This window comes from Deltaproteobacteria bacterium (assembly GCA_020848745.1).
GTDB lineage: Bacteria > Desulfobacterota > Binatia > UTPRO1 > UTPRO1 > UTPRO1.
The window spans coordinates 1-14,449 of sequence record JADLHM010000057.1; the positions used below are offsets into that span (position 1 = coordinate 1).

At 71.8% G+C, this 14,449-nt stretch carries 13 protein-coding genes and 1 tRNA gene; 6 read left to right on the plus strand and 8 right to left on the minus strand.

Annotated features, from left to right (window positions below; translation table 11 throughout):
- Positions 1–281: 281 nt before the first annotated feature.
- Positions 282–527, plus strand: a complete 246-nt coding sequence (locus tag IT293_08445; GenBank protein ID MCC6764678.1) for an addiction module protein — start codon at positions 282–284, stop codon at positions 525–527.
- Complete coding sequence (locus IT293_08450) at positions 527–814, plus strand: type II toxin-antitoxin system RelE/ParE family toxin (GenBank protein ID MCC6764679.1); 288 nt, start codon at positions 527–529, stop codon at positions 812–814. The genes IT293_08445 and IT293_08450 overlap by 1 nt, the downstream gene beginning before the upstream one ends.
- Positions 815–888: 74 nt before the next feature.
- On the opposite strand, the gene IT293_08455 is transcribed toward IT293_08450, so the two are convergent.
- The 3 genes from IT293_08455 to IT293_08465 all read right to left on the minus strand — a co-directional run bounded on the left by IT293_08455 (position 889) and on the right by IT293_08465 (position 2,219).
- Positions 889–963: transfer RNA gene (locus IT293_08455), tRNA-Glu, on the minus strand.
- A 121-nt stretch (positions 964–1,084) separates the two neighbouring features.
- Entirely contained in the window at positions 1,085–1,264 is a 180-nt protein-coding gene (locus IT293_08460; GenBank protein ID MCC6764680.1) for a hypothetical protein, read from the minus strand.
- Positions 1,265–1,451: 187 nt separating this feature from the next.
- Positions 1,452–2,219, minus strand: coding sequence for an enoyl-CoA hydratase (locus IT293_08465; protein ID MCC6764681.1), 768 nt, complete (start codon positions 2,217–2,219; stop codon positions 1,452–1,454).
- A gap of 111 nt (positions 2,220–2,330) precedes the next feature.
- Here IT293_08465 and IT293_08470 point away from each other — a divergent pair, with 111 nt between their 5' ends.
- The 3 genes from IT293_08470 to ltaE are packed head-to-tail and all read left to right on the plus strand — an operon-like array spanning position 2,331 to position 6,003.
- A complete protein-coding gene (locus tag IT293_08470) occupies positions 2,331–3,740 on the plus strand; it encodes an OB-fold domain-containing protein (GenBank protein MCC6764682.1) in 1,410 nt (469 codons plus the stop codon).
- 10 nt (positions 3,741–3,750) lie between these two features.
- The gene (locus IT293_08475; GenBank protein MCC6764683.1) at positions 3,751–4,923 is read left to right on the plus strand and encodes an acetyl-CoA acetyltransferase; all 1,173 of its coding nucleotides are present in this window, start codon (positions 3,751–3,753) and stop codon (positions 4,921–4,923) included.
- A gap of 39 nt (positions 4,924–4,962) precedes the next feature.
- Positions 4,963–6,003, plus strand: a complete 1,041-nt coding sequence (gene ltaE, locus IT293_08480) for a low-specificity L-threonine aldolase (GenBank protein ID MCC6764684.1) — start codon at positions 4,963–4,965, stop codon at positions 6,001–6,003.
- Positions 6,004–6,011: 8 nt separating this feature from the next.
- Here the strand turns inward: ltaE and IT293_08485 are convergent, their stop codons facing one another.
- A complete protein-coding gene (locus IT293_08485) occupies positions 6,012–7,340 on the minus strand; it encodes a hypothetical protein (protein ID MCC6764685.1) in 1,329 nt (442 codons plus the stop codon).
- An 81-nt stretch (positions 7,341–7,421) separates the two neighbouring features.
- Between IT293_08485 and IT293_08490 the strand changes: the two genes are divergently transcribed.
- Positions 7,422–8,585, plus strand: coding sequence for a HEAT repeat domain-containing protein (locus IT293_08490; protein MCC6764686.1), 1,164 nt, complete (start codon positions 7,422–7,424; stop codon positions 8,583–8,585).
- Between the two features lie 16 nt (positions 8,586–8,601).
- On the opposite strand, the gene IT293_08495 is transcribed toward IT293_08490, so the two are convergent.
- The 4 genes from IT293_08495 to IT293_08510 form a co-directional block, all read right to left on the minus strand.
- Positions 8,602–11,550 carry an Ig-like domain-containing protein gene (locus tag IT293_08495; protein MCC6764687.1) on the minus strand — a complete coding sequence of 983 codons (2,949 nt, stop codon included), beginning with the start codon at positions 11,548–11,550 and terminating at the stop codon, positions 8,602–8,604.
- A 167-nt stretch (positions 11,551–11,717) separates the two neighbouring features.
- Positions 11,718–12,635, minus strand: a complete 918-nt coding sequence (locus IT293_08500; GenBank protein MCC6764688.1) for an Ig-like domain-containing protein — start codon at positions 12,633–12,635, stop codon at positions 11,718–11,720.
- Between the two features lie 99 nt (positions 12,636–12,734).
- A complete protein-coding gene (locus IT293_08505; GenBank protein ID MCC6764689.1) occupies positions 12,735–13,166 on the minus strand; it encodes a CBS domain-containing protein in 432 nt (143 codons plus the stop codon).
- 63 nt (positions 13,167–13,229) lie between these two features.
- On the minus strand, positions 13,230–14,423 hold the full coding sequence (locus IT293_08510) for an efflux RND transporter periplasmic adaptor subunit (GenBank protein MCC6764690.1): 1,194 nt from the start codon (positions 14,421–14,423) through the stop codon (positions 13,230–13,232).
- Between the last annotated feature and the right edge of the window lie 26 nt (positions 14,424–14,449).

Here is a 14,449-nt window from a genome sequence, read left to right on the forward strand (position 1 = left end):
GCCTCGTCGATCGCTGGATCGACCTCGCCACCGAACGCTCCGACCTCCAACTCGCGCAACGCACCGAAGCAGCGAAGCCGATCAAGCGCCGCTGATCACACCCGAGAACCCGGCACTCTCCAGTACCTTATTATTCCCGCCCTTTCGCGTGATTGCGACCGCGAAGCGGGCAGCATGAGGCGCACGGACACGCAGGCTTGCACGTCGTCCGTGAAGCCACCTCGCCGACGGCTACGAGTTCCTCTTGGCTGAGAGAACCTACGCGCGATAGATTCTCGGACGTGACCCAGCCCAAGGAGATTCTCGAAGCCGCCCTCAAGCTCACGCCAACGGAACGCGCGGCCCTCGCTGCCGAGATCCTGGGGAGCCTCGACAGCAGCACCTACGGCGGGCTCGGCGCCGCCTGGGAGGAGGAGATCCAGCGCCGGCTGAATGAGTTCGAGGCTGGCCAGGCGGAACTGATCTCTTCCGAGGAAGTCTTCGCAGGGGTCGAAGCCGCACTTCGAGCGGATCGTGCCTCGCGATAGTGGCACGCGTTCGCTTCTCACGTCAGGCAAGAACAGATCTCAAACGCGCCGCCATTTGGTACGAGAGCCGTCGCTCGGGACTCGGCAAGGCCTTCGTCGACGCCGTGCACCTCGCCGTCGATCTGATCGCGGAGGGGCCTAAACGATGGCCGCTGAGGAACGGTACACACAGGTTCGTATTGCGCCGATTTCCCTACACCATCGCGTATCGAATCACTGACACCGAGGTCGTCGTCCTCGCCGTCGCACACCACCGCATCGATCCAGCGGCATGGGAGAGTCGCTGACTCACGACGAGATCGAACGCTACAGCTCGGCACGAAAGTAGTTGAGGCAACCGTGAGACACGGGAATTTACAAGCGTCCCCGACGGGATTTGAACCCGTGTTACCGACGTGAAAGGCCGGTGTCCTGGGCCGAGCTAGACGACGGGGACTCGGGGTGGAACGGCGACCGCGAGAGCGAGCGCTTGTATCAGCGGCCCCCCGCACCCGCAAGGCGCGCGGGATGATCGTCACGCGCACGGCGCGCCGTGTGCATGGTCGCGGCGATGGTCTCTATCTCTCGCTGACGCGGCAGACGGACGGCGGCTTCTCCGTTGCCGCGGTGACCAGTGCATCGGCCCAGGCGATCACCTGCCGCGGGTCGACCGCGGCGACGGGATCGAACGCGGCGGCCGCGGGGCTCCGACAGACGCCGGGGTCGCCCGGCACGTGCGGTCGCGCGGCGCGCGTCATCTCAGGCGCCTCCCCGTCGCCCGCACCGAGACGACGCAGCAGATACGGAATCCCGAACTCCCCGCTCCAGTCATACGGCTGGTGCGCCTCGCTCGGCGTGCCGACGGCCGCGCGCCGCTCGTTGGAATAGAGCGGATGATTCGTGCCGTCTTCGGCCGGCGCGCCTTGCCCGCCCCGGCGGGTGCGCTCAGCGATACACCGGCTTCCGCTTCTCGAAGAAGGACGCGATCGCCTCGCGGCCGTCCGGCGCGACGGCCGTCATCGCCATCACCTCCGAGGCGTACTCGTACGCGTGCGCCTGATCGAGATCGATCTGCGCGTAGAACGCGTGCTTGCCGGTCGCCTTCGACGCGGTGCTGCCGCGGCTCGCCGCGTGCGCGAGCTTCAGGGTCTCCTCGCGAAGCCGCTCCGCCGGGACGACGCGGTTCACGAGCCCCCATTCCGCCGCCGTCCGCGCCTCGATCGCTTCGCCGGTGAGCAGCATCTCGAGCGCGCGCTTGCGGCCGATGGCGCGGCTCACCGCGACCATCGGCGTCGAGCAGAACCACCCGCCGCGCCCGCCCGGCGTCGCGAAGCTCGCCCCCTCGGACGCGACCGCGAGATCGCAGGTCGCGACGAGCTGGCAGCCGGCGCCGGTCGCGATCCCCTGCACCGACGCGACCACCGGCTGCGGCAGCGCCTGCACGAGCCGCATCATGTCCGCGCAGCGCGCGAAGAGCTCGCGGAAGCCTTGGAGGTCGCGCTCGACCATGTCGCCGTAGTCGTGCCCGGCCGAGAAGACCGGGCCGTTGGCAGCGACGACGACCGCACGCGCATCGCTCTTGCCGATGTCGGCCAGCGCGTCGATCAGCTCTCCGATGTGCTCGCAGGAGAGCGCGTTCCGCCGCTCGGGACGGTTCATCGTGACCACCGCGACGGCACCATCGCGTTCGCGGAGAATGTGCCGGTAGCTCATCGGATCACCTCGTCGCTCGACCCTATGCGTGGCACGCCGCACGAGCAAGACGCACCGGCGGAAGGACCGCGTCGGTTGACCTGCCGGCGTGGACCGGCCAAGTAACCCGCCATGACCGTCGGCATTGCGTCCTATGGATCCTACGTGCCCTATCGGCGCCTGAAGCGGGCCGCGATCGCCGAGGTGCTCGGTATTCCCGCGGGCAAGGGCGAGCGCGCCGTCGCGAGTTTCGACGAGGACAGCGTGTCGATGGCGGTGGAAGCCGCGCGCGACGCGCTGCGGGCGGCGCCGGGTACGACCGTACGGACCCTGCTCTTCGCCACCACCACCCCGCCCTACGCCGAGAAATTGAACGCGGCGCTCGTCGGCGCGGCGGCCCAGCTGCCGCTCGAGATCCGCGCCGCCGATCTCACCGGCTCCCCGCGCGTCGGCCTCACCGCGCTCCTGCAGGCCGCCGACGCCGTCGGCGCGAACGGCGGGTCCGCGCTGGTCGCGATCGCCGACTGCCGCCTCGCCGCGCCCGAGGGCAAGGCCGAGCAAGCCGGCGGCGACGCGGGCGTCGCGTTCGTCGTCGGCGAGGACCCGATCGCCGAGATCGTCGCCTCGGCGTCGGTCACGCGCGAGTTCCTCGACACCTGGCGGGCGCCGGGCGAGCGCTTCGCCCACACCTGGGAGGAGCGCTTCGCGTTGACCCAGGCGTACGGACCGCTCCTCGGCGCCGCCGTGAAGCGCGTTCTCGAGCAGGCGCAGTGCGCGCCCTCGAGCCTCGCCAGAATCGTACTCGACGCCCCGAATCCGCGCGCCGCCGACGAGCTCGCCCGCGGCGCCAAGATCGCCCCCGAGCAGCTCGCCGACCCGCTCGCGTTGACGGTCGGCCAGACCGGCGCCGCGCACGCCCCGCTCGTGCTCGCGAGCGTGCTCGCGGCCGCGAAGCCGGGCGACCTGATCCTCGTCGCGAGCGCGGGCGACGGAGCCGACGCGCTGCTCCTGAAAGTCACGGCGCGCGCGGCGAGCTACACCCAGCCGCGCTCGGTCGGACGCCTCATCGAGTCGAAGGGGGACGTCGCCTACGCCCGTTACCTCAAGTGGCGCGAGATCCTGCCGACCGAGCCGCCGCGCCGCCCCGACCCCGATCGGCCCGCCGCGCCGCCGATGCTGCGCTCCGAGACCTGGAAGTTCGGCTTCGTCGGCTCCAGGTGTACCGCGTGCGGCACGCCGCAGCTTCCACCGCAGCGCATCTGCATCCGGTGTGGAACGCGCGACCGGATGACGCCCCATCCCTTCGCGGATCTTCCGGCGAAGGTCGCGACCTTCACCCTCGACCGCCTCGCCTACTCGCTGAACCCGCCGACGGTGAACGTCGTCGTCGACTTCGCGGGCGGCGGCCGCTTCCTCGGCGAGATGACCGACTGCGCGCCGGAGAAGGTGCAGATCGGCGACGAGGTCGAGATGACGTTTCGCCGCATGCACAGCGCGGGCGGCGTCCACAACTATTTCTGGAAGTGCCGCCCCCGGCGGTAGGAGAAGCGTCATGGCGAGCAATGGCATCCGAGACCGGGTCGCGATCGTCGGCATGGGCTGCACGCAGTTCGGCGAGCACTGGGACAAAGGCCCCGACGATCTCCTGATCGACGCCGCCTACCAGGCATACGAATCGGCGGGCGTCGCGCCGAACGACGTCGACGCCTACTGGCTCGGCACGATGGGGCAGCTCTCGGGCCTCACGCTCTCGGTCCCCCTCAAGATCGACTACAAGCCGGTGACGCACGTCGAGAACTTCTGCGCGACCGGCTCCGAAGCGCTCCGTCAGGCGTGCTACGCGGTCGCGTCCGGCGCTTACGATCTCGCGATGGCGATCGGCGTCGAGAAGCTCAAGGACTCGGGGTACTCCGGCCTCGTCGTCTCGAGCCCGGCGAACGACGGCACGCTCGGCAACATGAGCGCACCGGCGTCGTTCTCGCTGCTCGCCCCCGCCTACTTCAAGAAGTACGGCCTCGACCCCGCCAAGGGCAAAGAGGTACTCGCCCGCATCGCGTGGAAGAACCACCGCAACGGCGCCAAGAATCCGAGAGCGCAGTTCCGCAAGGAAGTTCCCATGGAGGCGATCCTCAACTCCCCGAAGGTCGCCGACCCGCTCGGCGTGATGGACTGCTCTGGCGTCGCCGACGGTTCGGCCGCGGCGATCGTCTGCCGCGCCGAGGACGCGCAGAAGTACACGCGCCACCCGATCTTCATCAAGGCGCTCTCCTTCGTGGCCGGCCCCGGCGAAGGCCCGCTCGCGCAAGACTACGACTTCACGACCTTCCGCGAGGTCGTGGCGTCGGCGAAGGATGCCTACACGCAGGCCGGCGTCAGCGACCCGCGCAAGGAGATCAGCATGGCCGAAGTCCACGACTGCTTCACGCCGACCGAGCTCGTGCTCTACGAGGATCTCGGTTTCAGCCCGCGCGGCACCGCGTGGCAGGACGTGATGAGCGGCTTCTTCGACCTCGACGGCGGGCTGCCGGTGAACCCCGACGGCGGCCTCAAATCCTTCGGCCATCCGATCGGCGCCTCGGGCCTCCGCATGATGTACGAGATGTGGCTCCAGCTGCGCGGCGAGGCGGGTCCGCGCCAGATCGAGCGACCGACCCTCGGCCTCACACACAACCTCGGCGGCGCGCCGGGCCGCTGCGTGAGCTTCGTGTCCATCGTCGGCCGCTGACGCGGCCCATCTCCTCGGCCGCCGATCTGAGCCGCCGCCATGCGCATCGTCGACCTGCGTAGCGACACGCTGACCAAGCCGACCGCGGCGATGCGCGTGGCCATGGCCGCGGCCGAGGTCGGCGACGACGTCTTCCACGAGGACCCGACGGTGAGCGCGCTCGAGGAGCGCGCGGCGACGCTCGCGGGCAAGGATGCCGCGCTCTTCGTGCCGAGCGGCACGATGGCGAACCTGATCGCGTGCAAGCTCCACACCCAGCCGGGCGACGAGGTGATCCTCGAGCGCACCTCCCACCTCTACCGCTACGAAGCGGGCGGCTTCGCGGCCTACGCCGGCGTGAGCACCGCGCTCCTCGACGGCGAGCGCGGGCTCCTCACGCCCGCACAGGTTGACGCCGCGATCCGCCTTCCCGACGTCCACCAGCCGCGCTCCCGGCTCCTCTGGCTCGAGAACACCCACAACGCCGGCGGCGGGAGCTGCTGGCCGCTCGATCGGCTCGCGGCGGTGGTCGCGGCGGGCCGGGCGCACGGGCTCGCGGTCCACCTCGACGGCGCGCGCGCCTGGAACGCCTGCGTCGCGCTCGGCGTCCCGCTCGCCACGATCGCCGCCCACGTCGACGCGCTCAGCTTCTGCTTCAGCAAGGGGCTCGGCTGTCCCGCCGGCTCGGTCCTGATCGGCGACCGGGACTTCGTGACCGAGGCGCGCCGGGTGCGCAAGCAGCTCGGCGGCGGCATGCGCCAGGCGGGCGTCCTCGCCGCCGCGGCCCTCCATGCCCTCGAGCACCACATCGACCGCCTCGCCGACGATCACGCCAACGCACGGCTCCTCGCCGACGGACTCGACGGGCTCGCCGGCCTCCGCGTCCGCCGCCCGGTCGAAACCAACATCGTGCTCCTCGACACGAGCGGCTCGCGGCGCGGACCGATGGAGGTCGTCGGCTTGCTGATCGGCGAGGGCGTGCGCTGCCTGCCGATGAACGCGACCACGGTCCGCCTCGTGACGCACCTCGACGTGTCGCGCGCGGACGTGGAGCACGCGGTGCGGGTCGCACGCGGCGTGCTACAGCCGGCCGATCGCTAACGCGTCGCCTATTCCGGCGTCGCGGTCACGGTCGGCGTCGGCGTCTCGGTCACCGTGGGCGTCGCCGTCTCGGTCGGCGTCGCCGTTTCCGTGGGCGTTGCCGTCTCCGTGGGCGTCGCCGTCTCGGTCGGCGTTGCCGTCTCCGTGGGCGTTGCCGTCTCCGTGGGCGTCGCCGTCTCGGTCGGCGTCGCCGTCTCCGTGGGCGTTGCCGTCTCCGTGGGCGTCGGGGTCTCTCCCGGAGTTTCGGTGGCGATCGGCGTCGCGGTGGCCGTCACGGTCGGCGTCGCGGTCTCTTCCGGCGTCGCCGTGACCGTCGGCGTCGCGGTCGGTGTCGGGAGCGGCGTCACGGTCGGCGTCGGTGTCGGCAGCGCGGCGTTGCACTCGGCCGGATACGAAGCGATGGCGGGTACGCCGGCCGCACCGAGGCAGTCCGCCTTGAAGCCGGTGACGCAGGTGACGCAGCTGATCAGGTCGGGCAGCGTGTCGATCGACGCGGCGCACGACGGCGGTAGGCCCGGCGGGTCGACCGCGGGGCAGCTCGCCGCGAAGCCGATCTCGCCGACGGTGAGGTCGTCGGGGGTGCCGCAGAGGTGATCGGGCCCGCCACAGTTCACGCACATCTTGGTGATCGCCTTGAACTCCGCGATCCGGATCCCGTACGCCGAGCGCGCGTCCGGGCACGGTCCCGCGTAGGAGCCCTTCAGGACGAGATCCTCGCACTTGCTGAGCAGCTGCGACTTCGTCTGGAACAAGGTGCTCATCGCCTTGCCGATCTCCCGCTGGCACTTCCGCGCGGCGTTGCTCGGGTTCGCCGCGAGCGACCCGTACGCCAGGTCGACCACCTGGTCGATCGCCGCGTTGTTGATGCAGAGCAGACAGGAGGAAACGTGCTGGCAGTGGGTGATCGTGTTGTTGCAGGAGCCGTCCTCGAAATTCGGGCACGTGCCGAGATCCCACCCGATGGACGGGAGCGGATCGTTGTCGCTCGTGACGCTGCACGTCTGATCGAGGCCGCCGCACCGGCGAGCGATGGAGCGCTGCAGCTTCGCCGCCGCCATCGAGATGCGCACCGCCGCCTTCGGATCGGGACACGGTCCGGGCTTCTTGCCCGCCACCACGTTGTCCCAGCACTTCTGGACGATCTTCATCTTGGCGCGGCTGAATCGCGCCTCGGAGCGCGCGATCTCGCGCTTGCAGGTCTCGGGCTCGGCGAGCGCGGGAACGGCGCGTCCGAACGTCAGGACGCTCGACATCACCGCGATCGCGGCGAGGCAGCCGCCGCGCCAGGCGCGCGGCGTGCATAGACCTCTCCATCCGGGTGCGGTCGCAGCAACCATGTGATGTCTCCCGACGGGTCGATGCGGGGTCAGGAAAGCCGGCACGGCCCCGCCCCGGAACCATGCGCCAGCGCCCGGCGGATGGCAACCCCGAATTTCGGGTGCTATGGCGGACGCGACGTGCCCCGGCGGAATCCGTCCTCGATTGCCGTGCTCGCGATCGTCGTCGCGCTCACGATGCCGGCCGGCCGGCTCGCGGCTGAGGGTGCCGACCTGCCCGCGAGCCTCCGCAGGCTCACCCTCGACGCGGACGCGGTCGTGCGCGCCCGCGTGGTCGCGACGAGCGCGACGATCGACGCGGGCAGCGTCACCTACCCCCTGGTCCACGTCGAGGTGCTCGCGACGCTGAAAGGCGCGGTCGCTCCGGGACCGCTCGCCTTCGCGAGCATCGGGGCGGGCGCCGCGCGTTACCTCGACGGCGAGAACGTCGTGGTCTTCCTGCAGCACAGTCAGCGCATACCGGCCCTTGCGGCAACGACCCTCCCGACGCGGCTCGCCTGGGTCGCCATCCCCAACGCCGGCGAGAAGCTGGGGAGCGACCCCGCGGTCCTCGACGCCGTCCGCCGCTACGTCGCGCTCGATGTTCTCCAGGATCCCGACGCCCGCGGCGACGCGCTCCGCGCCCTCTCGCTCCAGCTCCTGCAATCGGGCGAGCCGATCCTCGTCACCTCGGTGCTGCGCGACCTCACACCGGGCGGCGACGCCGGCGCGCTCACGCTCGCGGACCTGCCGGCGCTCGTCCCCGTGATCGAGAGCTCGCGCGTGCCGATCGGAACGCGCATCGCGCTCGTCGCCGAGCTCGAGCGCCGCGGCCTCGTGTTCGGTCCGGCGCGCTGGGTCCGACTGCTCCGCACCTCGCAGGGCAGCGACTTCCTCGCGGTGCTTCGCGCCGTCCGCGAACACCCGAGCGCCGGCGTAAACGCGCAACTGATCCCCCTCCTCGGCGACCGCGACCTCGAGGTCGCCACCGCCGCCGCAACCGCCCTCGGAGCGCCCGGCAACGTCGAAGCGGTGCATCCGCTGGCGGCGAGCCTCGCGCGTCCGGACGCGGAGCTGCGCCACGCGGCCCTCGCGAGCCTGACCCGGATCGGCACGCAGAGCGCCCGCCAGGCGCTGGAGCTCACGGCGGCCCGCCATCCCGATCCCGCCCTTCGCCGTCAGGCCACGATCGAAGCCATCGTCCTCGCACGCCGCCACGGCACGACGCTCGCGCCGCTCGTCGGCGTCCCGACCGCCCCCTTCTAGGGACGTTCTCGGGAACTCACGGGGGAGGACAGACGCCGTCGACGAGCGTGCGGCCGACCGCGTCGAGCATCGCCTCGGCGCGCGGCGACTCGAAGCGCACGAGCTCCGCCACGTCGCACTCGTGCTGGCGTACGAGACAGGCGACATAGTCGGCGACCGACTCCACCGCCGGGATGCCGTAGCCCGGACAGCGCGCGACCACGGCGTCGAGGTACGCGCCGGCCGGGTCGGTCAGCACCGCGAACGCGAGCGAGTCGCAGCGCTTGCTGACCGCGAGCGTCACCTTGCCGACCTCGCGTTGCGCCCTCCCGAACTCGCGCTCGCATTTCTGCGTCGCTTTCGCGAGGCAGGCGGCGTTCCCCGGATCGGCTTCGACGCAGAGGAAGACCGCGTCGACACAGCGCCCGATCGAACCGAGCCGCGTGCGCGCGAGTCCGGCGCCGCCCCGCACGAGGGCCTGCGCGCAGCGCTCGACGCCGCGGCCGAGGCCCTTCGGGTCGCCGAGGCCGGCGCCGCCGCCCTCGAAATCGGCGCGGCAGGCGCCGCCGTCGGGCGCGGCGCCGATGAGGCGCATGAACTCGCCGGCGCGCGGACGCTGCAACGCGAACAGCGTCTCGGCGCGGCACGAGTGCTCCGCGGTCAGGCACTGCGCGATGCTCGTGAGATCGGTGAGCGTGCGGTCGAACCGCACGCGGCAGCTCTCCGCGACGTCCTCGTAGGCGAGGCCGTCGCCGCCGAAGAGATCGGCATTGCTGAGGCCGGCGCACCGGCGCAGGATGGCGGCGACGAGCTTCGCCTCCTCGGTCGTGAGCTTGCCGAGCGCCGTCGCGCAGCGAACGCGCACCGCGGCAAGGCACGCCGGGTCGTTCGGCTTGCGCTGCACGCAGTTCCCGGCCGCGCTGCCGCACTTGTCGAGCGTCTTGAGCTTCTTGGCGACGTAGCTCCGCGCCGCGCGCCGGACGTCGCGCTGGCAGGTGGTCGTCGGATTGCCGATCTGGATCGGAAGCGGCGGCGTCGCCGTCACCCGCGGACTCGGCGAGCCGCTGCCCGCCACGACCGTGAAGGTCGCGTCGCCGCCGCTGTCGGTCGACGAGACGCCGCTCGCAGGGTCGAACGCCGAGATCGTCACCGTACCGGCCTCGAGCGGCACGATCCGGCCGCGGTTGCCGTCCTCGTTCGGCGCCTCGGCGACGGTCGGATCGCTCGAGACGTAGGTCACCTTCTGGGTGACGTTCTTCTCGTTGCCGTCCGAGAGCGTCGCCGTCGCGGTGAAGAACTGCGCGGTCCCGACCGGCTTCTGCGCCTCCCGCGGCTTCAGCGTGATCTTCACGATCACCGGCGTCGGGCTCGGCGACGGCGGCGGCGTCTCGGTGGGCGTACCGGTCGGCGCCGTCGAGGTCGGACCCGTGCGCGTCGGCGTCGGGCTCGGCGCCTCGGTCACGGTGAAGACGGCGCTCTCGGCGATCGGGGTGATGACGCCGCTCGCGGCGTCCCTGGCGCGGATCACGGCGACGCCGGGCGCCACCGCGAGGACCTTGCTCTTGCTGTTCGGATCGACGCCGGTCGCGGCGACGGCCGGATCGCTCGAGCTGTACTCGACCTTCTGGGTCAGATTCTTGGTGCTGCCGTCCGAATACGTGCCGTTGACGAGGAACGTCTGGGTCTGCCCCGCCGCCTTCTTCACGGTCGTCGGGGAGATGGCGAGCGACACGAGCTTCGGCGTCGCGGTCGGCGTCGGAGTCGGCGTCTTCGTGCGCGTCGGCGTGACGCCGGTGTTGGTGGGCGTCGGGGTCGGCGCGAGCACCACCTCGAAGGTCGCGTTGCCGCCCGACGCGGTCGTACCGATGCCGGTCGCGTCGTCGACCGCCGAGATCGTCGCCACGCCGACGCCGACGGCGATCACCCGTCCGCGGTTGGTCGGGTCGTTCGGCGCCGAGGCGACGTTCGCGTCGCTCGACGTGTAGGCGACGCGCTGGGTCAGGTTCTTCGTGCTGCCGTCCGAGAACGTGCCGGTCGCGACGAAGTTCTGCGCCGAGCCGATGCCGCGTTTGGTCGAGGTCGGCGAGAGCGCCAACGAGACCAGCACCGGCGTCGCCGTCACCGTCGGCGTGGGGCTGAGGGTGCGGGTCGGCGTGGCGCCCGTGCGCGTCGGCGTCGGCGTCGGGGCGACGGTCACGGTGAACTCGGCGTCGCCGCCGGTGTTCGTGGTGCTGACGCCGCCGAAGGTCGCGGAGATCATCGCCATGCCCGGCCCGACGGCGAGCGTGCGGCCCTTGTTGGTGGTCGTGTCGTTCGGCGCCTGGACGACGGCCGTGTTGCTGCTGACGTAGGTGGCCTGCTGCGTGAGGTTCTTCTCGCTGCCGTCCGAGTAGACGCCGACCACGGAGAAGTTCTGCGTCTCGCCGACCCTGCGCTTGGCGACGAGCGGTGACAGCCGCAGCGTCCCGAGGACCGGCGTAGCGGTCGCCGTCGGCCGCGGCGTCAGCGTGCGCGTCGGGGTCGGGTTCGTCGAGGTGGGCGTCGGGGTCGGCGCTTCCACGACCTCGACGATCGCGCTCTCGTCCGACGCGTTCGAGCTCACGCCGGTCGTCGGCTCGGTCGCCGAGATGGTCGCGATGCCGACGCCGACGGCTTCCACGCGCCCGCGATTGCCCTCGGTGTTCGGCGGGTAGACGGCGGCGAGGTTGCTCGAGCTGTAGACGACCTTCTGCGTGAAGTTCCGCTCGCTGCCGTCGGAGAAGTAGCCGAGGACCGTGAAGTTCTGGAATTGTCCGACCTGCCGCTTCGCCGTTCGCGGCGACACGGCGATCCGCACGAGCGCCGGCGTCGCCGTGACCGTCGGAAGCGGCGTCGCCGTCTGCGCCGCCGCCGGGTCGGCGAGCGTCGCCGTCACGCCGAAGAGGAGCGTCAGCGCGGCGAAGAGGCGGATCACGGCGCGGGGGAGCGTGAGGGGGGACGAGGACATGGATCTCGGGACGTCCAGGTCAGAGCAAACGCGTTGCCACGACGTGGCACGCAACCATCTGATCCTGCAGGAGATTCTCTACCGGAAGCACGCCGCCCCCCGGGCGCCGCTGCGAGAATCGCACCCGTGCAACGGCCCCCGGCGAGAGCGCCGGGGCGCTTGCCGCCTCAGGGACAGGCCAGGGAGCCGTCGAGGCCGGCCGCGAAGCGCAGGACGAGGACGCCGTCGGTCACCGTCACGGCGCCGCTGCCGTCGACGTCGCAGACCGCAGCCGTGCACCCCGTCGGCAGGTCCGCCGCCGCCGACAGCACCTCGACGCCGTCGGTCACGGTCACGGTGTTCGACGCGTTCGGGTCGCCGCACAGGGTCGGCGTCGCGCGCGGGGTCGGGGTCGGCGTCCGGCCGGTCGCGGTCGCGCCGGGCACGCGCACCGTGAGCGTGCCGCTGCCCTCGGCCTCGGTCGCGATGCTGGTCACGGGATCGGTCGCCGTGATGATCGCGGTGCCGACGCCCACCGCCTCCACCCGGCTCTTGTTGCCCTCGGCGTTTGGGCAGACCGCGACGCTCGTGTCGCTCGACGCGTACTCGACCTTCTGGGTCAGGTTCTTGGTGTTGCCGTCGCTCAGCTGCCCCGTCGCCGTGTAGGTCACCGCGTCGCCGACGACGGCGTTCTTGTCGAGCGGCTTCAACGTGATCGCGACGAGCGCCCCCTGCACCGTGAGCGTGCCGCTCACGCCGCCGGCGTCGGTGGTGCTCACGCCGGTCACCGCGTCGGCCGCGCTGATCGTGACGACGCCGGGCTTCAGCCCGTTCACGCGTCCCCGGTTGTCGGCGGCGTTCGGCGCCCCGGCGACGGTCGGGTCGCTCGACGTGTACTCGACCTTCTGGGTCATGTTCTTGCTGAGCCCCTGCGCGTCGAAGCCCGTCGCGGTGTAGTTCGCGAACTCGCCGACCGAGATGGTCTTCGTGACCGGCTTCAGCTCGAGACGCACGATCGTCCCGGGCGTCGGCGTGGAGGTGGGCACCTGCGCACCGGCGACGGCGGCCGAGAGCGCGACGAGGGGCAGGAACGACCAGCGGAGCATCGGCCCCTTCTCGCGCGCAGGCCGGTGGGCGTCAAGCCGCCCGAGCGCGTCGGAGCACGTCCGTCGCCCGGACTTGTCGGCCCGAGCGCATCGCGCCCCTCAGGCGACTTCGGGCGCGGGGTAGTGCTTGAGCAGGTGGCGGATCAGGTCGGAGGCGGTCACGAGGCCGACGAGCCGCCCCTCGCGCGTCACCGGCAAGTGCCGGATGAGCGCGTTCCGCAACACGTCGATCGCCTCCTCCGCGGTCGCGAACTCGTCGATCGACGGCGGCTCCGCGGTCATCGCGTCACGGACGGTCTTGCGCTCGAGCCCCTCGCCCGCCTGGAGGATCGCGACGAGGTCGTTCGTGCTCACGAGCCCGAGCAGGCGCTGGCTCTCGTCCACCACCGGCACCGCGCCGATCCCGTGGGCCGCGAGCTCGCGGGCGACGTCGAGAAGCGGCGCGTCGGGGCCGACCGTGACCAGCTGGCCGTGCATGAGCGTCCGGATGTGCGCCTGCAGAAGCTCGCGTCCGCCCGTCGACCCGCGCATGGAGCGGAACGCTACGAGAACGCCGTTTCGTTGGCAAGTCGGCGGCGCGCGCGGGACCCGCGCTCAATGCCCGCCGGCCGGCTCCGCGGCGCGCCTCACCTCGGCGCCGTCGGCGAGCCCGGCGGCGTCGCCGACCACCAGGGACTCGCCGCCGGCAAGCCCGTCCGCGATCTGCACCTGCTCGCCGAGCTCGGTGCCGACCGCGACCGCGCGCCGCCGCACCCGCGCGCCGTCGACCCACCACACGTACGCGCCACGCTCGTCGCGCCGGAGCGCCGCGCGCGGGACGAGCACGACCGGAGCGCCCGGGCCCGGCGTCGCCTCGGCGAGGAAGTTCACCCGTACGCTCATGTCGGGCAGGAGCCGGTCGTCCGGGCTCGTCACCCGCACCTCCACCTTGAGCGTCCCCTTCTGACGGTTCACCTGCGGATAGCGCTTCACGACCGTCGCCGGGTAGCGCGCGTCGGGATACGCGTCGGGGATGACCTCGGCGGCCTGACCGAGGCGCACCCGCGTGAGATCCGACTCGTTGACGTCGACCTCGGCCCGCATGTCGTCGAGGTTCGCCATCCGGATGAGGTCGCCCGAGCCCGAGAAGCCGCCCGGCACCGCGATCTCCCCCACCTCTTTCAGCTTGGCGAGGATCACACCGTCCCGGGGCGCGCGCAGCACCGTATAATCGAGCTCGACGCGCGCGAGCGCGGCGTCGGCCTCGAGCTCCGCGATGCGCGCGCGGTCGACGGCAACGAGGTTCTGGTTCCGTTCGAGATCCTGCGCCGCGATGATGCCGTCGCGGTGCAGCCGCTCCGCCCGCACGAGCTCGCGCGCGTGCAACGCCAGATCGGCGCGCGCCGTCGCGGCCGCCGCCTCCGCCCGGTCCAGCCGCGCGCGATAGTCGCGGTCGTCGATGGCGACCAGCGGATCACCCGCCTGCACCGACTGACCCTCGTCGACGTAGTAGCGCTCGATCCGCCCGGCGACCCGCACGCCGATCGCGATGTACTTCTCGCCGGTCACGACGTAGCCCGTGCCCGCGAGCACGGCGCCGCGCACCGGCGCGCCCCCCTCGTGCGCCACCGCGGGGGCGACCTGCACCTCGGACACGCGCGGACCGAAGGCGCGCAGCCCGAGCCAGGCGGCGAGCCCGGCGACGATCGCCGCCGCCACCCACCGCCACGGTCGGCGGCGCGGGCGGGCGAGCTCGTCGTCGCCGCGGTCGATGCGGAGGGCGCGGAGGTCGGCGGCTTTGCTCGTCACGGGTCGTCGGTCCTTATCCGCTCCGC